This is a genomic window from Mycoplasmopsis gallopavonis, assembly GCF_900660635.1.
GTDB lineage: Bacteria > Bacillota_I > Bacilli_A > Mycoplasmatales > Metamycoplasmataceae > Mycoplasmopsis > Mycoplasmopsis gallopavonis.
The window spans coordinates 110,455-135,042 of record NZ_LR215031.1 but is presented as its reverse complement, the minus strand read 5'-3'; the positions used below and the strand labels follow the sequence as shown (position 1 = coordinate 135,042).

General features: G+C 27.5%; 19 protein-coding genes and 3 pseudogenes. 16 read left to right on the top strand and 6 right to left on the bottom strand.

Going from position 1 to position 24,588, the window contains the following annotated elements; genetic code table 4:
* Positions 1 to 38 precede the first annotated feature (38 nt).
* Positions 39 to 284: a TM2 domain-containing protein gene (locus EXC53_RS00445; protein WP_119572315.1), complete on the top strand. Its 246-nt coding sequence runs from the start codon at positions 39 to 41 to the stop codon at positions 282 to 284.
* A 25-nt stretch (positions 285 to 309) separates the two neighbouring features.
* Here the strand turns inward: EXC53_RS00445 and EXC53_RS00440 are convergent, their stop codons facing one another.
* Together EXC53_RS00440 and EXC53_RS00435 are read right to left on the bottom strand one after the other, a co-directional pair.
* Complete coding sequence (locus EXC53_RS00440) at positions 310 to 801, bottom strand: hypothetical protein (RefSeq protein ID WP_129724527.1); 492 nt, start codon at positions 799 to 801, stop codon at positions 310 to 312.
* Between the two features lie 209 nt (positions 802 to 1,010).
* Positions 1,011 to 1,616 (bottom strand): ribonuclease HII, encoded by a 606-nt coding sequence (locus EXC53_RS00435; RefSeq protein WP_119572333.1) that lies wholly within the window; start codon positions 1,614 to 1,616, stop codon positions 1,011 to 1,013.
* Between the two features lie 69 nt (positions 1,617 to 1,685).
* Between EXC53_RS00435 and EXC53_RS00430 the strand changes: the two genes are divergently transcribed.
* The 3 genes and pseudogenes from EXC53_RS00430 to EXC53_RS00420 all read left to right on the top strand — a co-directional run bounded on the left by EXC53_RS00430 (position 1,686) and on the right by EXC53_RS00420 (position 4,407).
* Positions 1,686 to 2,216: a hypothetical protein gene (locus EXC53_RS00430; protein ID WP_119572332.1), complete on the top strand. Its 531-nt coding sequence runs from the start codon at positions 1,686 to 1,688 to the stop codon at positions 2,214 to 2,216.
* Complete coding sequence (locus EXC53_RS00425; RefSeq protein ID WP_119572331.1) at positions 2,216 to 2,968, top strand: class I SAM-dependent methyltransferase; 753 nt, start codon at positions 2,216 to 2,218, stop codon at positions 2,966 to 2,968. The genes EXC53_RS00430 and EXC53_RS00425 overlap by 1 nt, the downstream gene beginning before the upstream one ends.
* Before the next feature lie 342 nt (positions 2,969 to 3,310).
* Positions 3,311 to 4,407: pseudogene (locus tag EXC53_RS00420) on the top strand (IS30 family transposase).
* Here the strand turns inward: EXC53_RS00420 and EXC53_RS00415 are convergent.
* From EXC53_RS00415 to EXC53_RS00405, 3 genes are all read right to left on the bottom strand, one after another.
* Positions 4,404 to 5,759 carry an IS3 family transposase gene (locus EXC53_RS00415; protein WP_129724525.1) on the bottom strand — a complete coding sequence of 452 codons (1,356 nt, stop codon included), beginning with the start codon at positions 5,757 to 5,759 and terminating at the stop codon, positions 4,404 to 4,406. The pseudogene EXC53_RS00420 and the gene EXC53_RS00415 sit on opposite strands and share 4 nt — an antisense overlap.
* Before the next feature lie 335 nt (positions 5,760 to 6,094).
* Positions 6,095 to 6,784, bottom strand: a complete 690-nt coding sequence (locus tag EXC53_RS00410) for a ribonuclease HIII (RefSeq protein WP_119572073.1) — start codon at positions 6,782 to 6,784, stop codon at positions 6,095 to 6,097.
* A gap of 17 nt (positions 6,785 to 6,801) precedes the next feature.
* Complete coding sequence (locus EXC53_RS00405; RefSeq protein ID WP_119572074.1) at positions 6,802 to 7,734, bottom strand: Cof-type HAD-IIB family hydrolase; 933 nt, start codon at positions 7,732 to 7,734, stop codon at positions 6,802 to 6,804.
* 251 nt (positions 7,735 to 7,985) lie between these two features.
* Between EXC53_RS00405 and pyrH the strand changes: the two genes are divergently transcribed.
* From pyrH to fusA (EXC53_RS00355), 10 genes are all read left to right on the top strand, one after another.
* Complete coding sequence (pyrH, locus tag EXC53_RS00400; protein ID WP_129724664.1) at positions 7,986 to 8,705, top strand: UMP kinase; 720 nt, start codon at positions 7,986 to 7,988, stop codon at positions 8,703 to 8,705.
* Positions 8,705 to 9,256, top strand: a complete 552-nt coding sequence (frr, locus tag EXC53_RS00395; RefSeq protein ID WP_119572075.1) for a ribosome recycling factor — start codon at positions 8,705 to 8,707, stop codon at positions 9,254 to 9,256. Before pyrH ends, frr begins: the two co-directional genes overlap by 1 nt.
* 74 nt (positions 9,257 to 9,330) lie before the next feature.
* On the top strand, positions 9,331 to 10,683 hold the full coding sequence (gene mnmE / locus EXC53_RS00390; protein WP_119572076.1) for a tRNA uridine-5-carboxymethylaminomethyl(34) synthesis GTPase MnmE: 1,353 nt from the start codon (positions 9,331 to 9,333) through the stop codon (positions 10,681 to 10,683).
* Between the two features lies 1 nt (position 10,684).
* On the top strand, positions 10,685 to 11,488 hold the full coding sequence (locus EXC53_RS00385; protein ID WP_119572077.1) for a TatD family hydrolase: 804 nt from the start codon (positions 10,685 to 10,687) through the stop codon (positions 11,486 to 11,488).
* Positions 11,488 to 12,279 (top strand): 16S rRNA (adenine(1518)-N(6)/adenine(1519)-N(6))-dimethyltransferase RsmA, encoded by a 792-nt coding sequence (gene rsmA / locus EXC53_RS00380; RefSeq protein ID WP_119572078.1) that lies wholly within the window; start codon positions 11,488 to 11,490, stop codon positions 12,277 to 12,279. The genes EXC53_RS00385 and rsmA overlap by 1 nt, the downstream gene beginning before the upstream one ends.
* 148 nt (positions 12,280 to 12,427) lie before the next feature.
* Positions 12,428 to 13,960, top strand: a complete 1,533-nt coding sequence (locus tag EXC53_RS00375) for a DUF2130 domain-containing protein (protein WP_119572079.1) — start codon at positions 12,428 to 12,430, stop codon at positions 13,958 to 13,960.
* A gap of 5 nt (positions 13,961 to 13,965) precedes the next feature.
* Entirely contained in the window at positions 13,966 to 16,503 is a 2,538-nt protein-coding gene (locus EXC53_RS00370) for a UU173 family protein (protein WP_119572080.1), read from the top strand.
* A gap of 183 nt (positions 16,504 to 16,686) precedes the next feature.
* Positions 16,687 to 17,097 carry a 30S ribosomal protein S12 gene (rpsL, locus tag EXC53_RS00365; protein WP_119572081.1) on the top strand — a complete coding sequence of 137 codons (411 nt, stop codon included), beginning with the start codon at positions 16,687 to 16,689 and terminating at the stop codon, positions 17,095 to 17,097.
* 25 nt (positions 17,098 to 17,122) lie between these two features.
* The gene (gene rpsG, locus EXC53_RS00360) at positions 17,123 to 17,608 is read left to right on the top strand and encodes a 30S ribosomal protein S7 (protein WP_129724523.1); all 486 of its coding nucleotides are present in this window, start codon (positions 17,123 to 17,125) and stop codon (positions 17,606 to 17,608) included.
* Positions 17,609 to 17,633: 25 nt separating this feature from the next.
* Positions 17,634 to 19,724 carry an elongation factor G gene (gene fusA, locus EXC53_RS00355; RefSeq protein ID WP_129724521.1) on the top strand — a complete coding sequence of 697 codons (2,091 nt, stop codon included), beginning with the start codon at positions 17,634 to 17,636 and terminating at the stop codon, positions 19,722 to 19,724.
* A 182-nt stretch (positions 19,725 to 19,906) separates the two neighbouring features.
* On the opposite strand, the pseudogene EXC53_RS00350 reads toward fusA (EXC53_RS00355), so the two are convergent.
* Positions 19,907 to 21,534 (bottom strand): annotated as a pseudogene (locus tag EXC53_RS00350) (IS1634 family transposase).
* A gap of 123 nt (positions 21,535 to 21,657) precedes the next feature.
* Here EXC53_RS00350 and fusA (EXC53_RS00345) point away from each other — a divergent pair.
* Together fusA (EXC53_RS00345) and EXC53_RS00340 are read left to right on the top strand one after the other, a co-directional pair.
* Positions 21,658 to 22,506, top strand: a pseudogene (fusA, locus tag EXC53_RS00345) (elongation factor G); the annotation flags it as partial.
* A gap of 138 nt (positions 22,507 to 22,644) precedes the next feature.
* The gene (locus EXC53_RS00340) at positions 22,645 to 24,570 is read left to right on the top strand and encodes a M13 family metallopeptidase (protein WP_119572147.1); all 1,926 of its coding nucleotides are present in this window, start codon (positions 22,645 to 22,647) and stop codon (positions 24,568 to 24,570) included.
* The last annotated feature ends 18 nt before the right edge of the window (positions 24,571 to 24,588 follow it).

Here is a 24,588-nt window from a genome sequence, read left to right as displayed (position 1 = left end):
AAAATAAAAATTTTAATTATCAACACTAGGAGAAAAAAATGGAAAATAATTTTTACTATGAAATAAAACAAGAAAAAAGTGATAAAAGTTATGTTGCTTTATGTCTACTTTCTTTCTTTTTAGGATGCTTAGGTATTGATAGATTTTATGCCGGAAGAATCGGATTAGGTGTATGTAAACTATTATTTGGTTGAATGAGAATGGGTATTTGACCACTTGTAGATTTTATTTTAGCTATTGCAGGTAAGCAAAAAGATTCAGAAGGAAAATACATTACACAATAAAAAAACGCTTTTTAGCGTTTTTTTGTTATTTTAAATAATTTTTAATAAAACTTAAAAAATCAAAATAATTTAAGTTCATTTTTTCACCAATTTTAACAACTGAGTATTTTAAAATAAATTTAGCAAATTCTTCTTTTGATATTTTGTAATTTACTTCTAAATTAAGTTGTTCTTTATTGTTATAAAAGAAACTAAAAGTTTCATTGATAAATTTTTTATAAAATAATTTTGTTCCTCTTGGTGTTCAAGCAATTTTACTTCGAATATGTTCTTCAAGATTGTAAGACATAACTCCATTTTTTGTTTGTAAATTGTAATTCAATTTTTGAACTTGAATTTGCGGGTAGTTTTCAATATCGATAGCATCAACATCTTTAAATTTTAAAATAATAGGATTTTTCATTTTTAAAACTCAAAATAAAATCGAAAAAATTAATATAACTGATAAAGGAATTAATAAACTAAAACAACCTACAACTACAAAGAAAACATTTTTATCAATATTAAAAAAATACATTATTTTTAAATAATTTAAAACAAAAATTATTAATAAAATGGAATTAATTAATAAAAAAACTAAATATAGATAAATTTTTGATAAAAAGAAATTTTTACTAAATAAAAAATAAAATTTACTCTTAAAAGCTCTTTTAGCTTGTGAAATTACTTTAATTTGCGAAAAAATAATAAAGTTAAATAAAATTCATAATAAAAAAGCAAATTGCATTATTTTTCTCCTCTGTTTAGATATTTTAAAACCGGTTTGTATTTAATTCTATGGTATTTGCACGGACCGAATTTTTCAAGAGATTCTAAATGTTTTTTAGTTCCGTATCCTTTGTTATTTTTCCAAAAATATTGTGGAAATTGAAGATCTAATTGGTCCATAATTTTATCTCTTTCTACTTTAGCTACGATACTTGCAGCTGCAATTGAAATTGCGATCGAATCACCTTTCACAAGGTTATGAAGCGGTTTTTCTGTTTGGATTTTTTCATAATCAGTTAAAACAATTTGATATTTAATTCTAGCTTTCTTCAAACATTTTTCCATTCCTAAAATTGAGGCTTTTTTAGGACCTAATTTTTCTATTTCCTCTAAAGAAACGACATAATACCCAAAATCTAAAGCATCTCTTTGAATCTCTAAATAAACTTCTTCTCTTTGTTTTGGAGATAATTTTTTTGAATCTTTGATTTTAAGATTTTGATAATCAGAATTAAAAATAACATAACCTACAACTAATGGTCCTGCTAAACATCCTCTACCAACCTCATCTAAACCGATAACAACTTGATTAGGGCCAAAAGTATTAATTTCATAATCTAACATATTTTAATTATATTTTGTTTTAATTCAAGGTTATTAAACTTGATAAAATTTAATAAAGAAAGAGGTTTTATGGCTAATTTACTTAAAGGTATTTGCGATAGTTGTAAAAAACCATATGAATATTTATATGGAGATATTGAATTAACTATTCAATTAAAGTTTTTTTTAAACACAATAAGTAGTAAACAAATTAATTTATTAGATAAAACAAAATTTGATAATTTTTATAGAAATTATATCGAGCAACAAATGTCTCAAATGGGAGAATTTTCAGAAGAAAGAATTAACAAAACACTCGACAATCTTTATCAAGATATATTAAGTGCATTAACTAGTGAAGAGCAAGAACTTCTTAAAAGAAATATCTTAATGGATTCGTTAGTAACTATTGTGCCAATGTATGATCAAACAAAAGTTGGAACAGATGAAGCAAAAGTCATTTTTTCTCAATTTTTAAGGTTAAATTTCTTAGGTGGAAAAACATACCAAAGAGAATTTAAGAATCACCAAATAATTACAACAAGTGAAGATCAAAGATTTATGTTATGTCCTAAAGAAGAAACTCATACAGTTAGAATTTTATTTGAGGAAAAAATTTAATGGTTGCAAGAGATGAAGATTTAATTAATGCTTATCAAACCGAAACTGGACAAAGAATTTACACAAGAGCAGTTTTTGAAGTTGGTCTTTGAAAATCAGAAGAAAAACTAATTAAAAAATATGCTAAAACTACTGATCTTGTCCTTGATTTAGGAACTGGTTCAGGTAGAGTTGCGTTTGCTTTGAAAGATTTAGGATATACAAAAGTTATAGCAACAGATCTTTCGAGTGAATTAATTAAAAACGCAAACTATATTAAAGAAAATAATAATTATCAAGGAATTGATTTTTATTTAACTAAAAATCAATCTTTAAAATTTTTAAAAAATAATTCTGTGGATTTTGCTTTTTATTCTTTTAATGGTTTAATGTGTGTTCCGTTGCAAGATGAGCGAATCAAAATTTTAAAAGAAGTAGAACGAGTTTTAAAAAAGAATTCTTATTTTATTTTTACAGCAAAAATGATTGAAGGTGACTTGTTTTTAGAAAAATATATCAAAGAACAAGAAGAAAAACAATTATTAAGAAAACTGGACCCGAGAATAGAATTAATCGGTGATTCGATTTACTTAATTGATGGTAAAGAAGGTTTTTTACATTTTTCTTACCATCAAGAATTAGAAGATTTGATTAAAAAATATACAAATTTTGAAGTTATAGAAACAAAAACAAGAGATGAACTAGCAAATGAAAATGAGTTTGTAAAGAAATTTAGTGATAACACGACTTTTTGAGTTCTAAGAAAAATATAATAAGTGATTTATTGTAATATTTGTGTATTTATAATTAGAAAATAAAACTTTTTTATAAATAATAAAATATTTTAGTTTTTAATTAATTTGTAATTTGTTTTTTAAAGATATAAAAAGACACAATCCTTTCTTTTTGGAATAAACTGGGACACGAAAAGTGGACAAAAAGTTTAATTTACTAAAACACCTCAACACTCTTGAGGTGTGCTCGATTGTAATTTGCATTGCAACGAAAAAAATTGAAAAACAAAAGAAAAAAGCATGGTTTTATCCACGCTTTTTTTGTGTTTTTTAAAAATTATTTAAAATTTTTTGTGGTGTTTTTGAGAATAGGTACACCATATGAATTATAAAAGAATTACATTTAAAACGAGAGTTCAATTAGAATTTTTTTAAAAAATAGTTCACTCTCTATAGAACAAATTACTAAAGAAATTGGATTTTCAAAATCTACAATTTGAAGAGAAATCAAAAATAATTCAACAGAAAATGGATATATAGCAGAAGAGGCTGAAAAGAAACATAAAATAAGAGAAAAATGAAAATATCAATTTAAATTAGAATCTGAATTTTCTTATTACAATGATTTTACAAAAGCTTTTTTAAATATATATAATCCTATTTTTTTAGGAGTCAAAAATTCCAGATTAATAGTATATAATACCAATAATTTTCCTGTCCCTTCTTTAAAAACTTTGTACAACTGAATTAATAGTGGTTTATGAGCATTAACAAAGAAAAATAAATTACGAAGTTATTATAAAAAAGGCGGAAAAAGAAATGGGAATGTTTTAACAAGACTTGTTGGAAATAGATATATAGTTCCTATAACTTTTAGGCCTAAAAATATTAATGATAGGTCAGAATTCGGGCACTGAGAAGCTGATTTAATAATTGGAAAAACAGGTTCAAAAAGCGAACATTTACTAACTTTTGAAGAAAGAAAAACTAGGTATGGATTAATAAGAAAAGTACCTAATAAAAACCCTTGAATTGTAGCTAAAATTTTATTCGAATTAATTAAAGAAAGAAAATTAAATGTGAAGTCTATAACAATTGATAACGGATTTGAATTTAAGATCTTTTTCATGATAGGATATAGGCTACAAATTAAAATTTACAAAGCCGATGCATATGCATCTTTTCAAAAAGGTTCAATAGAAAACTTCAATGGATTAGTAAGAAGACAATACCCGAAGAAAACAAATTTTAACAAAATACTAGATGAAAATATAATAGAAACAGAAAGAAAAATTAACAATATGCCAAGAGAAATATTAGGTTTTTTAACATCTGATGAATTATTTTTTAATTGAAATTATTTTAAAGAACCTTGAGATCCAAAAATCAAAGAAATGCAATTATATGAATATTCTTATAGAAAAAGAAGATCTAACACCAAAAGAAATAAGTTCTTTAAAACTTATAAAAATAGTTAATTAAAACTCAAAACAAAAACACCAAAAAAACACCTCCCTAAATTTCTCAAGGGAAGGTGTTTTTCGTTGCACTGCAAGTTACACTCGAGCACACCTCAACACTCTTGAGGTGTTTTTCAATTTAATACTGATTGAATTCTTTCGTTGTTGTATCAAAACACAAAATCATCAATCAGTGATTTTAATTCATTAAAAGTTATTTTTGTAATATCGATTAATTTTAAACATTCTGATTTTAAAATTGAAAAGAAATATTCTGCTTCTCTATTATCTAAAGAATTTCCTACTCTACCCATTGATACAACACCATTGTTTTTCTGAATTAAATCTACATAAGTTTTTGAAGAATATTGGAAACCATGATCAGAATGACCTATTCATTTTTTATCCATTTTGATTTTAGACATATGTTCCATTACTAGTTCTAAATCATTTCTTTTTGAAAGATTATAATTAACAACAAATTTGCTTTTGTGATCAATCGCAACAGATAAAAATACAAAATTGTTTAAGCAATCTTTTGGTGCAGAAATATAAGTAACATCAGTGGCAATTATTTGGCTTGTCTCTCCGTGATAATCACGATTAACAAGATCTATAAATTTTACGTTTGTGTTCTTTTGTTCTCTATCTATTTTCTTTCTTCTGATTAAACAAAATAAGTTTAATCTTCTCATCGCTCTACCAATAGTCCTATAATTTAGATCTATTTGGAATTTTGTTCTAATATAACTTTCCAATCTTTTTCTACCAAACAAACCCTTATTTTTCTTAAATGACTTAATTATTAATTCATCATATTTAGTATTTACAGATTTTTTTCTTGTTTGCTGCTCTTTAGTTTTTAGATTGTGAATTGTTGACTTAGATTTATTAAAGCATAGGCCCAATTTTCTTGTAGAAAGTGAAGATTTCTTAATTTTAGAAATATCAACTTCAATATTATTTCTATCAAAAGAGTCTTTATAAATTTCTAAAATTTCAATCAATTGTTCCTTAGGCATTTTTTCTCATTCCTTTTTTACAATTTCAATAGGAGTAATTTTTTGCCTTTTTGGTCTACCTGACCCTTTACCTTTTTTAGATGATTTACCTGTTTGCGATTCTATATTTATCATTCCTAAATTATATCTGTTATACTTGAAGACAAAATATTTTTTAGCCTCATTGAATTTTCTATCAAAAAAACTAAAACCTCTGATTGAATAATATTTAAGTTCAAAATCATTTTTTGATATCAAATTATTTTTGTAATCTTCATAACTATCGAATAGTTCTAATCATTCATGTGCCTTTAATTGTCTCATAATACCTCCTAAATATATAAAAACACGAAATATGGTTGTGTCCATATTTCGTGTCCTAGTTTAAACTCTCGTTTTAAATGTAATTCTTTTATAATTCATATGGTGTACCTATTCTCAAAAACACCACAAAAAATTTTAAATAATTTTTAAAAAACACAAAAAAGCGTGGATAAAACCATGCTTTTTTCTTTTGTTTTTCAATTTTTTTCGTTGCAATGCAAATTACAATCGAGCCTAGTGAAATTTTAAAAATTTAAAATTTCACTAGTTTTCTTCTTTTTATATCATTTTAAATAAAATACCATATTATTATTTTTGATAGACCCTACTAAGGTTGTTTGTTGTGATGGTTTTACTATGAGTAATTATTTACTATAATTTTATTTTTTAATTTTAAAATTCATTTTACATACTTTTTCAAGAGCTTTTAAACCATGAATTTCTTCGAATTCTTTGACTTTAGCTTGAACTTCTTTGTTTGCTCCAAAAGGAAATTTAAAATTTCAATTTTTATTTTGTTCTTTCATTAAATATATCAAAATAAAACGAGCAATAATTGATGCACAAGCAACCGATAAATGTAGCGATTCTGCTTTATGAGCAAATAAAGCTGGTAAAGAAATATCTTCAATTTTTATTGCGTTATTTTGTTCAATAATTTTAGAATTATATTTTAGAATAGAGTTAATTGTTGAATATTGGTCAATTAAAACTAATGATGGTTCATTAGTTTTTTTTAAAATAAAATTAATAGCACTTAAATGTGCAATAAATTTTATTTCATTTGCATTATAAAATTTCGATAATTTATTATAACCTTCTTGTGATAAACGATAAATAGAGTGAGGGATCGTTTGTATTAATTGCTTTCCGATTTTAATTATTTGTTTTTCACTTAATAATTTTGAATCTTTGACACCTAAATCTTTCACTTGTTTTAGCAAATGGTTAGGAACGAAAGCAGCACAAGCAATTAAAGGTGTAAAGTAATCTCCAACACCCGTTTCATCAACACCAATTATTTTTTCTTGTTCAAGATTAAATTTTTCTAAATTATCAAATATTTTCATTTTTTAAGGTTCCTAAATTATTCTTCTTCTGTGAGTTTTGCTACTTTTTTTCTTCTGTTTCTTGATTTTTCGATTTCTTCTTCTGGATTATCTAAGAATTTATTGATATATCAACCTACTCCACCATCTTTGTTTGTTTTAGAAATTCTGATTGTTGCATATTTTTTAACATCTTTTGAAGCATTGCTCATTGCAACAGAAATGTTTGCAACTTTAAACATTGGAACATCATTAAATCCATCTCCAAGAGCAATTGTGTTTTCAACATCAATATCATAGTAACGGATTAACATACTTAATGCTTTACCTTTATTCGCTGTAATATTGGTCATATCAAAAACAGGAGATAATCCTTCACCTTTTGATCAATATGAAAACTCGGCAAGATCTCCGTAACGTCTTTTTAAGTATTGTCTAAGTTGTTCAACATCTGTTGTTTTTTGAACATCAAAAATAATTCCAGTTGGCATTAACGGTAATTTATGAAAATCAAGACCAATTTGCAATTTTGAAGTAGTTTTAAAACCAAAAACTTTTTCTAAATCTTCGTCTCTATGTTGTAATTGCACTCAATCTGGACCTTCAATTGCAATATTTGAAATTTCAGCTTTAACTTTTGGGTCACCCAAAACATATAAAGCTTCGTTCAAATTTAAATATTTAATGTAAGGAATAAATTCGTCATCATAAGGGTGGTGAATGTGAGCACCATTATAGTTGGAAACTACTGTTTTTAAACCTAATTCATCATAAATGAATTTTGTACTTCTTCAAGGACGTCCTGTTAAAATACAAACAACATGACCTTCATCAGTTGCTCTTTTAATTGCTGCAACAGTTTGATCATGAATTTGTCCTGTTGCACTAGATTGAAGTGTAGTTCCGTCTAAATCAATGGCAAAAAGAAATCTCTTTTTACCGGTTAAATTATCTCTAAGTGTATCTTTCATACATCTCCTTCAGTAGTTTTGAAAATTTTTTTAATATAAATTGTTATATTATTATATCACTTTTGTCTTTTTGTGGTTATATTTCCATATTAGCTTGCAATAAAATTTTTTTCTTGCTTGAAAATAATTTTATTTAAGTTTATTTAACATCTTCGTTTTATTGTTTAGAATTTTAAAAAAAGGTTAAAATTATATTGAAAAAGAAAGAGCCAATTATCTTTACTTTATCCCAACCAAATAAGGAGTTGAAGATTATGAAATACAAAAGGATTTTGTTAAAACTTTCAGGTGAAGGTTTTGCAAACAAAGAAAAACATTTAGCGATTGATTATGAACTTGTTTCTAAAATTGCCCAACAGTTAAAAACTGTTGTTGCTCGTGGAGTTGAAGTTTCTATTGTTATTGGTGGTGGTAACTTTTGAAGAGGTGCTTCTGCAGAAAAAAACGGAATACCTAGAAATAGAGCTGATTACATTGGTATGCTTGCTACCATTATGAATGGTTTAGCTTTACAAAGTGGTTTTGAACACGCAGGACTTAAAGCGAGAGTGCAAAGTTCTTTAAATATCGATAAACGTGTTGCTAAATATTATATTAATGAAAAAGCAACTAAATATCTTGAAGAAGGTGAAGTTGTAATTTTTGTTGGAGGAACAGGAAGACCTTACTTTACAACTGATACAGCTGCAACACTTTATGCTTCAGAAATTGGTGCAGATGTTATTTTAATGGGAAAAAATAATATTGATGGAATTTATGATTCTGATCCAAAGAAAAACCCAAATGCTCAAAGGTTTGATAAAATAACATATGATGAAATTTTAGAAAGAAGCTTACAAGTTATGGATCTAACAGCAACAAGTATGGCCAGAGATAACGGAATTTCTTTAGTTGTATTTAATTTATTAGAAGAAAACTCAATTATTAAAGCTTTAGAAGGTACAATTACACATACGGAGGTTACAAAATAATGGAATTTGAATTATTTGAACTAGAATTTGAAGAAAAGGTTGAGAAGGCACTTAATCATTACCGTTTTGAATTATCAAAAATTTCAACAGGAAGAGCCAATCCTCAATTAATTAAAGGAATTAAGGTGAATTATTATGATGTGATGACACCGCTTGAAGAATTAGTTAACATTAGTGTTCCTGAACCACAACAACTTTTAATTAAACCTTATGACATTACTTCGATTAAAGAAATTTTAAAAGCATTAGATAAAGCGAATTTAGGAATTCAACCAGTAGATGAAGGTAATCAAGTTCGTTTAACATTTCCTCCTTTAACAACAGATAGACGTAGAGAAATGGTTAAAAGTATTGCTAAATTTACAGAAGCTGCAAAAGTTGGGGTAAGAAATGCTCGTCAAGATGCAAACAAAGTAATTAAAGCATCAGAAGAGCTTTCAGAAGATGTCCAAAAAACATACTTAGATAAAATTCAAAAATTAGTTGATAAAAATATTGATAAAATTAGCGAACTAGCTAAAGAAAAAGAATCTGAATTAATGAATAAATAAATATTGGGTAACCAATATTTTTTATTACTTCTTATTTAAGATTATGCAGAATAAAATAATGTATTATTTAATATATGTATGATAATATAGCTGCAATTAGTTCAGGTTTACATATTAATCAACCAATTTCAATTGTGCGTGTTTGTGGACCTGATGCTGAAGAAATCGTTAAAAAAATTTATAAAGGTAAGATTGGACAAGACCATCAAATCACTTATGGTCATATTTATGATCAAGAGAATTTAATTGATGAAGTTCTTGTGATGTGATTTATCGGTAAAGAGAAAGATGGTCAAAAAATTTTCAATAATTATGTTGGTGAACCAATTGTTGAAATTAATTGTCATGGTGGGATAGTGGTTACTAATCAGATTTTAGAACTACTTTTAAAAAACGGAGCTAGGTTAGCAGAGAAAGGTGAATTTACACGAAGAGCTTTTTTAAATGGAAAAATGGATCTTGTCAAAGCAGAAGCAGTTCATGATTTAATTTTTGCTCAAACAACAACACAAGCTAAAGCATCTGTCAATCGTTTCAAAGGAAAAACAAGCGATCTTCTTGATAAATTTCTTTATGATTTAGGGGTAGCGATAGGACTTTGTGAAGTAAGTATTGATTACCCAGAATATACTGATGTTCAAAACGTAGATAAAGATACGATTTACAAAATTATTTTAGATTTATCTACTAGATTAAAAGAAATTGTCAAAATTTCAGAGGATTCACGTTATATTTTTGATGGAGTTAGAGTTGCTCTTTTAGGAAAGCCAAATGTAGGAAAAAGTAGTATTTTAAATGCCCTTTTAGCAGAAGATAAAGCGATAGTAACCGATATAGCAGGAACAACAAGGGATTTAGTTGAAGCTTCATATCAAATTGATGGAATGCTTTTTAAATTAGTTGATACAGCAGGGCTTAGAAAGACAAATGAAAAAATTGAGCAAATTGGAATTGAAAAATCTTTAAAACAAATTCAAGAAGCAGATTTAGTTATTCATGTGATCGATCCAACCCAAAATAAAGATGAGTTTGATATAGAAATCGAAAAACGAGCCAAAGAATTAGGTAAGTTTTATATTAAAGTTCAAAACAAATTGGATTTAGAAAAAATTAAAGCAAATGATTTAATTTATGTATCAGCATTAAATAATGATATTAAAAGTCTCGAAGAAGCACTTGTTGCTAATTTTAAAAATATTGACATTATGGATGAAAGAATTTTCAATAATACACGACAATTATCTTTAATTAAGTTGGCTTTAAATTCATTAGAAAATGCAAAATTAACTCTTGATGATTTGATGACTTTTGACTTAATTATTGTTGATTTATATGATGCGTGAGATGCTTTGCAAAGCATTAAAGGAAATGTTAATCGTGAAGATTTATTAGATATCATGTTTAGTAATTTTTGTTTAGGAAAATAGTATGGGAAAAAAAAGAAATAAATTTATAGACGCACACTGTCATATTAGTTTAGATATTTATAAAGATGAAGCAATTATTGAAGAAATCATGTTAGCTGCCTTACATAATAAAATAGATTTTTTCATTGTTAATGGCGGACACACAAAGGAAAATCTTTATGTAAAAGAACTAGCTAAAAAATATGATTTAGTTAAACCTTGTGTAGGATTTCATCCCGAAGATAAACCACAAGGAAATGAAGGAGAAATTCTTGAATCTTTAATTGATGAATCAATTGTTGCAATCGGAGAAGTTGGACTTGAATATTTTTATGATTGAGGTTCATCAAGAGAACAGCAACTAGCAAGTCTTAGAAGTCAAATTCAAGTTGGAATTAAACATGATTTACCAATTGTAGTTCACCTTAGAGATAAAGAAGATAGCGATCAAGCTTATCAGGATTTTTATGATATTATGAAGGAAAATCCTAATTTAAGAGTTATGCTTCACACTTTTGTAGGAACAGTAGAATGAGCAAAGAAATTTTTAGAGTTTCCAAATCTTTATCTTTCTTTTAGTGGTGTGTCAACTTTTGGTAGTGCAGAAAATACTCGTGAAGTTATTAAAATCACACCTTTAGATCGTATGTTATTAGAAACTGATGCACCCTTTTTAAGAGTGCATCCTTACACCGGTGAAAAGAATGAACCAAACACAATTCTTTATGTTTATTATTATGTTGGTGGTTTAAAAGGAATTGGTATGGAGAAATTTGTTGATCGAATTAATCGAAATGTAAGAAATTTATTTAGGATTAAAGACTAATGAAAAAAGAACATAAAAAGCCTGTTTTTGCAAAAAAAGAATATGGACAAAATTTTTTACAAGACAAAAATTTTGTACAAAAAATCGTTAATGTTTTCCCGATTGAAAACGAGAAAGTTTTAGAAATTGGACCAGGTCGTGGTGCTTTAACACAAGAAATCTTAAAAAAAGCACAAAAATTAACTGCTTTTGAAATTGATCCAGATATGATTGAAGTTTTAACTAATACCATTGATAGTGAAAAATTCGATTTAATTCACCAAGACTTTTTGAAAGCGAATTTAGATTCATTTAATAATACATATATTCTTGCAAATATACCTTACTACATAACAACAGACATTCTTTTTAAAATTTTTGAAAATCGAGAAAAATTCAAAGGTGTTTTGTTAATGGTGCAAAAAGAAGTTGCAGAGAGAATTGTTGCAAATAAGCAAACTAAAGAATATTCAAAATTATCAGTGAGTGCTCAGTACCTGGCTAATTGTAAAATTGAATTTATTGTACCTAAAACAGCTTTCGCACCAGCTCCTAAAATAGATTCAGCAATTATTTCTTTAGTTTTTAAAAAACAAGAACAAACAATAAAATGAGATTTGTTGAAAGAATTCTTTAAACTTTGTTTTTTAGCAAGACGAAAAAAACTATCTTATGCTTTAAAAACAAAATATTCATCTACTAATATAGAAAACGCTTATCAAAAATTAGGATATACAGATAATCTTAGAATTCAAGAATTATCAGTTGATCAGATTGTAGAACTTTATAATTTACTTGAAAGCAAAATATAACCATTTATCTTTTTACATAAAGAAAAAGGTTTCCGTGTAAAAAAACAAATTTAGATTCCTTAGTTTGAGGGATCTTTTTTTATCTTTATTTTTTTAAAAATTATTTATTTATAATAAATATAGATACATAAAACTAAGGAGTTAGCAAATGAGTAAAAAAATAAAAATTAAATTAAAAAGTTTAGACAATTTTGAATTTGAACTTGAAGAAAATGCAGAAGCTGGTGATTATTTTTCATTAAAAGATTGACAATTTCATGATGAAAATGTTGTTTTTGAATTTTTAAGTAATAACGGCCAAATTTTCAAAAATCAGGCCGCAAAACAAATTAAAGAAGAATTAAGAAGCAATATCGAAACTCTTCCTGAATATTTAAAAATGAAAGACGATTTATCAAAACAAATTGTTGATAAAAATTTAGAAGAACAAAAACTTAAAAATGAAATTGAAAAATTAAAAAAAGAAATAGAAGATCAAAAAAACAATTTAGAAAAAGAAAAACAAATTTTAAAATTAGCAGAAGAACAAAAATTAAGTGAAAAAATTAATGAACTTCAAAATACTATTTCTAAAAAACAATCAGAAATTGACTCACTCACTACTAAGTTAAAGGATGAAAAAGAAATTTTAGAATTAAAGAAACAACAAGAAATCGAAGACTTAAAACGTTCATTTAACGAAAAAAAGGAAGAAGAAATTTCAAAATTAAAAAAAACAAATGATGAAAAACTTCAAAATGAACAAAAAAAATGAGATGAAGAAAAGATAAACTTATACAAACAAATATCTCATGTTGAAGGTAAATATCAAGGTATTTTAGAAAGAAAAAGTTCTTCAACAATTAAAACCGACGGTAATGATTTTGAGGAAAAAATTTACGAAATTCTTCAAGACGCATTCGGAAACAGAAGTGAACATGTAGAATTTCAAAAAGCAACTCAACCAATTCAAACAGAAGAAGAACGCATTAATAACGAAAATAAGCGTGGAACAATGCCAGATTTTATTGTAACTTTTTATGATCCTACACATAATTCTGAAGGTATTCTTGAAAGAACAGAAATCGGAAAAATTGTAATTGAAGCAAAAGCTTTAAGTTCTAAAAATGGTTCAAGAAAAAATGAAGATTTCTTGCCAAAATTAGAAAAAGATAGAAAGAAAAACAATGCTCAAAAAGCAATTCTTGTAACTGAATTGGAGCCAGATCAAAATTTATTTATTCGAAATCATTTTCAATATCCAGATATCTATATTATTAGAATTGATATTCTTAAAAACTTATTAGAATTATTTTTAAATTTAGCACGCAAACAATACGAACTTGAAAGTTCGATTAAATTAACACAAACTAAAACAATTGAAAAAGAATTGATTTTAAGTAAATTCAATGAATTTAAAGAATATTTAGAAACAAAATTTCAAAATATCGAAAAGAAAGTCAATGGTTTAGATGATGAAGCTGACAAATTAGAAAAAGCAGCTATAAGGCTTAGAGACATTAAAAACAAAATTCTAAATACAGAAGTTAGACTTATGAAATCAAAGATTTTAGATTTTAATATCGAAAAGAAAGTCATTAAGCCTCTTGAAAAACTTAATCATTTTAAAGATCCTAAAAACATTTTAACTAACGAGGAAATGTTAGAACTAGAAGTTGAAGAATATGATGAAGAAGAATAAAAACGATGACAGAAATAAAAATTAAATGAACTAATTTTAAGAAGATTTTTGATAATAATCCTGTTTTAATTTTTCAAACAAAAGATTCTCTTCTTAATAATTTGCAAAAAATAAATAATCAAAGAGATGAAGAAGAACAAGATGATGAAGATGAAGAACTGGATCTAAATCAAGAACAAATTGAAGAACTTCTTGATTTGCAAGGTCAAAAATTAGAATCCGGAACATCTAACTTTAATACCGCTTTTAATGAACTTCATAATTTTCAATGATTTGACTTAGAAACAGAAAAATCAGAAAATTTAAACGAAAATTATATGTTAATTAAAGCAAACAGTTTTAATAAATATAAACTTGCAGCAATTGATTTTTATCTCCAAAAATACAAGATTAACAATAATAAAGTTAAATATGTAAGTATCAAAAATTCCTTAGATGATCGAATTTCACTAACAAAAGAGTGATTAGCTGATGAAAATATTGATGTGATTATTAATCCTTGTTTTAGAGTTGAAACAGAATATAACAAAGAGCAACTTGTTTTTGAATTAAATAACTCAATTTATGATAAAAAAACTCAAAAAATAGTAGATGTTAGTTATAAATCAGTCACTAATTTAGAAAATAATATTAAATGTTTATATACTTACCTTTGTCTTAATTACCTTAAACATGATTTTTCAATGAAATTCCAAGACTATAGCGTCTTGATTATTGATCCTTTTGCTAAAAACGAAAAGAACTTCAAAAAAAATCAAATTTGATTTTATGAAGCTTTTGGTTCTCTTTGTAAGGAAAATAAATTAACAATTAAAACTAACAACAAAACTTTAAGTGTTCATAAACTACTGAGTGATTCTGGACTGTATGCATTTTTTGAGACAGGGAAATACAATTCAAATTCTAAGTTTTCATTTTTCAATTGTGTTAAATTTAAGCATTGTTTAGAATGAAAAAATAAAAATCCTAAAATCGAAGGCACTTATGATTTTGACAACCTTTTAACAACTTATGATTTTTTAGAACGCTATGGTCAAAATTTAAGTGGACTAGATATTCCGCCTTTTGAGGTTCTTGATTTTTTTAGTAGTTTTGAATATTTTTTAGAATTTTTAATTAAAAGTTATAAAGAATTTGGAGAGATAGAAAAACTTAATATTAATGCACTAAAATATTTTGCTTTTTCGGCAGGTAATGTAAGTCAGGGACAAGACAAAAAAGATAAAATATCAATCATTGATTTGAAAATCAAAAAATGATTTGATTTTCCAAAAATTGATTACCATCAAGAAATACAAATGCAAAAACATAATATAGATTCAAAAATTGGTGGAATTCTTTTACCAAAATATATTGTTAGCGATCCTGAATTAAAAACTTTAATATTAAATGCTTTAATTGGCTTTGATTATGAAAAGTTTTCAGGTAAATACTATAAAGTTAAAGATATTGTGTCAAAAGAATTTGTTGATAAAAAAGCTTCCGCTTTTAATAAAATGGATGATTATTTTAATATTAATATTGCAAATTTAATTAGAAAATTACACATTAAAGACGCAAGAATTTGTTGATATGATTATGAAGGTTTTTCAGAACTTTTTCCAATTATTGATCATTTAAATCCCTATAATCAACTAGTTAATCAAGTTTCTGTAATTATTACTAAAAACGGCAAAGAAGAAAGTGTTCAAAATATAGTTAAGGACACAAAAAATCTTAAATTACAAGACTTGTGTGAGATGATTGAAGTAATTTATGCAAACAAAGCAGATTACTTTGTGGTTTTTAATAAAGCTTATGAAAATACTAGAAATAAGGAAATTTTAGAGTTTGTCAAAAAAGCACATCAAGATGCTGTTTTGGAAAATATTGATCCAGAAGTTAAGGAACGTGCTAACAATTTTATAAGTTGATTTAACACAAAATATAGCAATCTAAATGAATTTATTAACATTATTAATCATATTAATGACAACACAATTGATTTAGCTGATTGTTTTGCTTTTGCAAATCTTGCTAAAAATGATAAATATGCTTTCTTTAATTCCTTAGAGCTCAAAGATTATTATGTTTTTGAAGCTAACGAAAAAACCGGAACAATCAACTTAATTGATAAAGATCCGATGAAGTTTATTTCTAAAAATCAGCCAACATTTCAAAAAACTACAATTAGTATTAAGTTTTTAAAATATTATTTTTCAATTAAAAAGATTGAAAAATATATTACATATAATCATATTAAACTCAAAAACATGATTAAACCTTATTCAGAGCTAAAGGAAGTTCAAAAAGGAACTGATGCAATGGAAAAAGCAATTCAGAGATATTTAGGGGCAATTGGAGATAATCTTTGAGAAAATCTTTTTGTTCCAAATTTAAAAATTTATTGCGAAAATGATGTTAGAGCGATGATGATGGTTTATGATTTCTTGATGTTATTAATTACAAAAGCAAAACCTGAAATTACTGATTTTGAGTACCAACTAGAAGATCCAAATCTTTATTATAAATTTGAAGGTGATAAAATAGTTTTAGGTAAATAATCTAAAAACACTATTAAAAAATTAATTAATAGTGTTTTTTATTTACTTTTTTTCAGAAAATAAAAAATTAAAAAACTTGATACACACGGATAAGTTGTTGTATAATTGTTAAGCTATTTAAAATAATAGCTATTGTTAAATATTAATCATTAAAAATCAAAAATTTAAGAAAGGATGTAGAAAATGCCTACAACAAACCAATTAGTTACAAATGGTCGTAGCTCAAAAATTAAAAAACAAAATGCTCCTGCATTAAACATTAGCTACAACTCATTAATTAAAAAAGCTAAAAAAATGGCTTCTCCATTCAAACGTGGAGTATGTACTCGTGTTACTACAATGACACCTAAAAAGCCTAACTCAGCTTTACGTAAATATGCCCGTGTTAAATTATCAAACGGAATGGAAGTTACAGCTTACATTCCTGGTGAAGGACACAACTTACAAGAACACTCTGTTGTTTTAATCCGTGGAGGTCGTGTTAAAGACTTACCTGGGGTTAGATACCACATCGTTCGTGGAACACAAGATGCAGCTGGAGTTGCAAAACGTAACCAAGGACGTAGTTTATACGGAACAAAAAAAGCTAAATAATTTTAAACTTCAATCATATTAATAATTAGAAAGGAATACTTATGTCAAGAAAAAACAAGCACCTATCCGTGAAGTACTTGCAGATCCAGTTTTTAACTCAGTTATTGTTACTAAGTTAATTAACCAAATTATGCTTGACGGAAAAAAATCAATTGCACAAGATATTTTATATTCAGCATTTGAAATCGTTAAAGAAAAAACAGGTAAAGAACCAATGGAGGTTTTCTTAGAAGCTGTTGAAAACATCACTCCACAATTAGAAATTCGTACAAGAAGAATTGGAGGAACAAACTACCAAGTTCCTACAGAAGTTCCTGCACGTAGAAAACAAACATTAGCACTTAGATGATTAGTGCAATACTCTCGTTTAAGAAACGAAAAAACAATGGATGTTCGTTTAGCTAACGAAATCATTGATGCATCAAACAAAACTGGGGGAGCTATCAAAAAACGTGAAGACACACACAAAATGGCAGAAGCAAACCGTGCTTTCGCTCATTTCAGATGATAGTCTTTACTTTCTTTAGGTAATAATTATGGCTAGAGATTATGATTTAAAAGATTACCGTAATATCGGTATTATGGCTCACATTGATGCAGGGAAAACAACAACAACAGAAAGAATTTTATTCCACACAGGAAAAATTCACAAAATCGGAGAAACACACGATGGTGCTTCTCAAATGGACTGAATGGCTCAAGAGCAAGAACGTGGTATTACTATTACTTCTGCTGCTACAACAGCATTCTGAAAAGGAAAAAGAATCAACATTATCGATACACCAGGACACGTTGACTTTACAGTTGAAGTTGAACGTTCATTACGTGTATTAGATGGTGCTGTTGCGGTTCTTGATGCTCAATCAGGAGTTGAACCTCAAACAGAAACAGTTTGAAGACAAGCTACAAACTATAGAGTTCCACGTATTGTTTATGTAAACAAAATGGATAAAGCTGGAGCTGACTTTGCGGCTTCTGTTGCTTCTGTTAAACAACGTCTTGGAGGTAACGCTGTTGCAATTCAATGACCAATTGGAGCAGAATCAGATTTTAAAGGAATTATTGATCTTGTAACAAGACAAGCTTTCACATACAATGGTGAAGCTCAAGAAGAAGAATTTCCAACAGAAATTCCAGCTGATTTAAAAGAAATTGTTGAAATTAAACGTCAAGAATTATTAGAAGCTGTTGCAAACTTTGACGAAGAATTAATGATGGTAGTTTTAGAAGGTGGTGACATTGATGAAGCTACATTTAAAGAAGCAATTAGAAAAGCTACTTTAACATCAGAATTCTTCCCAGTTGTTTGTGGTACATCATTTAAAAACAAAGGTGTTAAGAAAATGATTGACGCTGTTGTTGATTACTTACCATCACCTTTAGATGTTCCTGCTATTAAAGCTTACAATGGTGAAGAGGAAGTAACAGTTCAAGCAACAGATGATGGTGCTTTTGCTGCTCTTGCTTTCAAAGTTATGACAGACCCATTCGTTGGATCTCTTACATTCTTCCGTGTATACCGTGGGGTATTAGAAAAAGGAAGTTATGTAATTAACTCAACAAAAGATCAAAAAGAACGTATTGGACGTATCTTACAAATGCACGCAAACAGCCGTGTAGAAATCGATGAATGTCGTGCTGGTGATATTGCTGCTGCTGTTGGACTTAAATTTACAACAACAGGAGATACATTAGTTGCTGAAAAAACAGCTCCAATCGTACTTGAAAAAATGGTTTTCCCAGAACCTGTTATTTCTCAAGCTCTTGAACCAGAATCAAAAGCTGCAACAGAAAAACTTTCATTAGGACTTCAAAAATTAGCTGCCGAAGATCCAACTTTCAGAACATACACAGATGAAGAAACAGGACAAACAATTATTGCCGGAATGGGTGAATTACACCTTGACATTATTGTTGACCGTCTTAAACGTGAATTTGGTGTTCAAGCTAAAGTTGGTGCACCTCAAGTTTCATACCGTGAAACAATTACAAAAACAGCTGATGTCGAAGGAAAACACATTAAACAATCTGGTGGTAAAGGACAATACGGACACGTATGAATTAAATTTGAACCAAACCCAGATGGTGGATTTGAATTTGTGGATAAAATTGTTGGTGGAAAAATTCCTAAAGAATACATCAAATCAATTCAAAAAGGACTTGAAGAAAAAATGGCAGCAGGTATTCTTGCTGGTTATCCAATGATAGATGTTAGAGCAACATTATTCGATGGATCATACCATGATGTCGACTCTTCAGAAATGGCATATAAAATTGCTGCTTCTAAGGCTCTTACAAAAGCAAAAGATCAAATTGGAACAGTTCTTTTAGAACCAATTATGGATGTTTCAGTAGTTGTTCCTTCAGATCACATGGGGGATGTAATTGGAGATCTTTCACGTCGTAGAGGACTTGTAAATGATCAAGAACAAAGAAATGATGGAGCTGTTATCGTTAGAGCTCATGTTCCTCTTGCAGAAATGTTTGGTTACTCAACAGAGCTTAGATCTATGACAAGTGGACGTGGTACATACCAAATGCAATTCGATCACTACGAAAAAACACCAAAAAACATTTCAGATGAAATTATTAAACGTAGAAACATTCAAGCAAAAGATGAAGATTAATATTTAACTTAGTTATTTGTTATTATGTTTTCTATAAAATCATATAAGTAGGCATTTGCCTACTTTTTTCTTTAATTTCACAAATTAAAACCTGAGTTTCCAAGTTGAGACGCTATAAAAAACGAATACATCTATAAATAAGGTGTATTCGTTTTTTTACATTTAAAATTACACACATAGAATTAACTCATACATGCGATAAAATCTTTATAAATTTTTATATTTTCTTTGTGGTTTTCATCCAAATCATTAATTATTTCTTGTACCACTTTTCCATTTACTTCTTTTTTTGTTATAGTCATCATTCTTAATGAATCCACAAATAAATCTAACGTCACTTTTTGTATTTCTCCATTGATTTCATAATATTTCTTTAATTTATAAAGACAGTATTTTAAAACAACAAGAGCAATGAAACATAATAAAAGATGTGCAAGTATATGCTGTTCATTATGAACAAAAACAGGTCTAACTTGTAAAGAAGATTTTAATGTTCTGAAATTTTCTTCTACTTTTCATTGTTTTCTGTAAATTTCATTAGCTTTTTCTGGTGTTAAATCTAAAATATTGGTTTCAATAATGTAAAAACCATCTTCAGATTCTTTTTTCTTAATTTTCTCTCAATTTAATTTACCCACTGTTTTGCCATCAATGTCCATGTATTTCTTTTTATATTCTGGAACTAAAGAACTAAGTGGGGGTTCTCCATTTACAGTTTTCTTATTCAATTTATCAATAAAATTATTTCTTTTTAATTTATCTAAAGTCTTTTTCCCAGGACTGAAAAACACACATCATTTTCTGTATTTACCATTAAATCTATTTTTGTTTCAAACAGATTCAACAATTTGTTCTTTCCAAAACATTTCATCTCTAAAAACATAATGTTTGTCCTCAAGAATGAATTTTTTCATCCCAATACTTAATGTATCTAATCTTTTTTGGAATATATATTTAATTCCTTTTTGTTCTAGGAAACGTAAGTTTGCATTGTTATTTATTCCACGATCTGCAACTATTATAATATCCTTTATTTTATAGATTGATTGAAGTTCTAAAACGAAGGATAACATTGTTTTACCATCAGCCGTGTTACCTGGGAACACTTTATAGTGTATTGGTATTCCGTTTTCATCTACAGCCATTGCTATGACTACTTGATCTTCATTGTGTTTTCCGTCTTTTGAAAAACCGTTTTTTCTTATTCCTTCTCTTGTAAAGCTTTCAAAATAAACTGTTGTGTTATCGAAGTGAAAAACTTTATTATTACGATTTGTGAATTCATTTATTTTTTGAAATAAATTGACTAAAACAGAATTCTTATTTTCGAAAATAACATCAAGATAGTTATATATTGATGATTTTTTAACATTAATATCATTTATAAAATCACTTTTATTTTTATATTGTGACATATAGCTTCTTGGAAGGATAATTCTAGTTGCTATGAAAAATTCCAAAAGCTCTTCTAACGATTTATGTTTACTTTTTGGTAATGCCGAAAATAAATCTAATTCTTTAATAACTTTATAAATTAAATCAACTCCAATATTTTGGATACTTGTTTTTACAGAAGTAGGTTTTAATAATTTAAAAAACTCTTCTTTTGCAACAGTTTTATCTAAAGATGTATCTACTTTTTTGCTATTTCTTTTATATCTTCAATTGAAGATAATCCATACTTTTCTTTGATATCTTCTCAGTACCCTAGACCAATCTGATTTCCATAACCTTTTTTAAAACCTTTAGAAATAGCTAAAACTAAATAATATTTTCCATTTTGTTTTTTCTTGCATAAACTGTAACTCATACTCTTATTATATCATTTTATGTGTGTAATGTAAGTAAAAAAAACATTTTTTTCTTTAGGTCATATATCTTTGATATATGTATAAAAAAATAAGCCTAAAAAATAAGCTCAACTTGGAAACTCAGGGCTGCAACAGAAAAACTTTCATTAGGACTTCAAAAATTAGCTGCTGAAGATCCAACTTTCAGAACATACACAGACGAAGAAACAGGACAAACAATTATTGCCGGAATGGGTGAATTACACCTTGACATTATTGTTGACCGTCTTAAACGTGAATTTGGTGTTCAAGCTAAAGTTGGTGCACCTCAAGTTTCATACCGTGAAACAATTACAAAAACAGCTGATGTCGAAGGAAAACACATTAAACAATCTGGTGGTAAAGGACAATACGGACACGTATGAATTAAATTTGAACCAAACCCAGATGGTGGATTTGAATTTGTGGATAAAATTGTTGGTGGAAAAATTCCTAAAGAATACATCAAATCAATTCAAAAAGGACTTGAAGAAAAAATGGCAGCAGGTATTCTTGCTGGTTATCCAATGATAGATGTTAGAGCAACATTATTCGATGGATCATACCATGATGTCGACTCTTCAGAAATGGCATATAAAATTGCTGCTTCTAAGGCTCTTACAAAAGCAAAAGATCAAATTGGAACAGTTCTTTTAGAACCAATTATGGATGTTTCAGTAGTTGTTCCTTCAGATCACATGGGGGATGTAATTGGAGATCTTTCACGTCGTAGAGGACTTGTAAATGATCAAGAACAAAGAAATGATGGAGCTGTTATCGTTAGAGCTCATGTTCCTCTTGCAGAAATGTTTGGTTACTCAACAGAGCTTAGATCTATGACAAGTGGACGTGGTACATACCAAATGCAATTCGATCACTACGAAAAAACACCAAAAAACATTTCAGATGAAATTATTAAACGTAGAAACATTCAAGCAAAAGATGAAGATTAATATTTAACTTAGTTATTTGTTATTATGTTTTCTATAAAATCATATAAGTAGGCATTTGCCTACTTTTTTCTTTAATTTCACAAATTAAAAAGAATTAAAAAGTATAAAATTTAATAAAATATTTGAGAAAGGAAAGATATGTCAAAACAACCAAAAAATCAATTAGATTTATCTAAAAACGACTTTTATGATTTTGTTAATGAAAAATGATTAAAAAAAGCTAAAATCCCAAAAGATTTAAGTGGACTTAGCTCTTATAGTGAATTACATTTAGAAATTGAACGGCAAAATAAAAAATTAGTTGAAAACTGAGCGAGCAATCTTGCATTATTACCAACAGAAAATAAACAAATAGTTGAAATGGTTAAGTTCTTTAAAATGTTGCGTAACAAAGAAATGCAATTAAAACAAGGTTGAGAACCAACAAGAAATACAATTGAAATGATTCAAAACCTAAAATCATTTAAAGAACTTAATGAAAATTTCTTAGAATTTAGAGCAATTAGTGCTTGAATGCCTTATGACTTTTCGGTTGAAGAAGATTTTATTAACAATAAAATCTATACTTTATGAATGAATGAAGCTGGTTTACTTTTACCTTCAAAAGAATACTATTCTACTAAACAAGGGACCGCAATTTTAAAAGTAATTGCCAAAGTAGCGGAGGAAATGCTTGTTGATTATGGATTTTTTAAATACCAAGCAAAAGAAATTGTTAAACTTGCAATTGAATTTGATAAATCACTTGCAGAACATCATCTTTCAAGTGAAGAAATGCACCAAGTTGAAAAACTTTATAATCCTATTTCAAGTCAAGAATTAAATGAAATTAGTCAAACATTTGATTTATTAAAACAAGCGGAATCACTGGTGAAAACAAAGGTTGATCAAGTTGTTCTTTTAAATCCAAATTACATTAAAAAACTTGATCAAATTTTTGTTGAGAAAAATTTCGTAAAAGCACGTGCTTTAATGCTTTTAACTACTATTTTAAGTTTCGGACAATATTTAAACCCACTTACAAGAAAGATGTTTTTCCCGATTTCGCAAACTTTAACAGGTGCAGAACAACCAAAATCTAATTCAAAATGAGTTTTTCACAAAACACTAGAATATTTTGCAGAACCATTTAGTCTTTATTATGGTCAAAAGAACTTTCCAAATGAAGCAAAACAAGATGTTTTAAAAATGATTGATAAAGTAGTTAAAGTTTATCAAGAACGTTTAAAGAAAAATACATGATTAACTCCTGAAACAGCTCAAAAGGCGATTTCGAAATTAAATAAAATTCGTCCAATGGTTGGTTATCCTGATTATATCCCAAGTTTTTACGATCAATTTATCGTAAAAACTTATCATGAAAAAGGTAGTTTAACAGAGAACATTGATAATTTTGAAAGAATTATGGACGAATATAATTTTAGTAAGTACAAAAAAGAAGTTGATCCAAACCTTTGAGGAATGATGTCTTATGAAGTCAATGCTTACTTTAACCCATTAATGAACGTAATTGTATTTCCTGCCGGTTATCTAAAAGCTCCGTTTTATGATTACAATCAAAATTCTAGTGCAAATTATGGTGGACTTGGAATGACTATTGGTCACGAAATTTCTCATGCTTTCGATAATAATGGAGCTCAGTTCGACGAACAAGGAAGCTTCCAAAATTGATGAACAGACAAAGATTATGAAGCTTTTAAAGAAAAAACACAACTAATGATCGAAATGTTCGATGGTTATGAAACACCATTTGGAAAAATAAACGGTAAGCTCACTGTTTCTGAAAATATCGCAGATCAAGGGGGAATTATTTCAGCTTTAGAAGCCGCAAAAAGCGAACCTGATTTTAACATAGAAGAATTTTTCAGAAATTATGCTTACTGCGAAAGAGGAATTATTCGAAAAGAAGCTGCAATCCGTAGATTGCTTAGTGATCCACATTCACCTGCAAAAGAAAGAGTTAATTTACAATTAAAACTTTCAAAAGAATTCCAAGAACATTACAACCTTTCAAAATATGATAAAATGTATTATCCAATTGAAAAAATCTTTGAGATTTGATAAAAAATAGAGCTTTGTTGT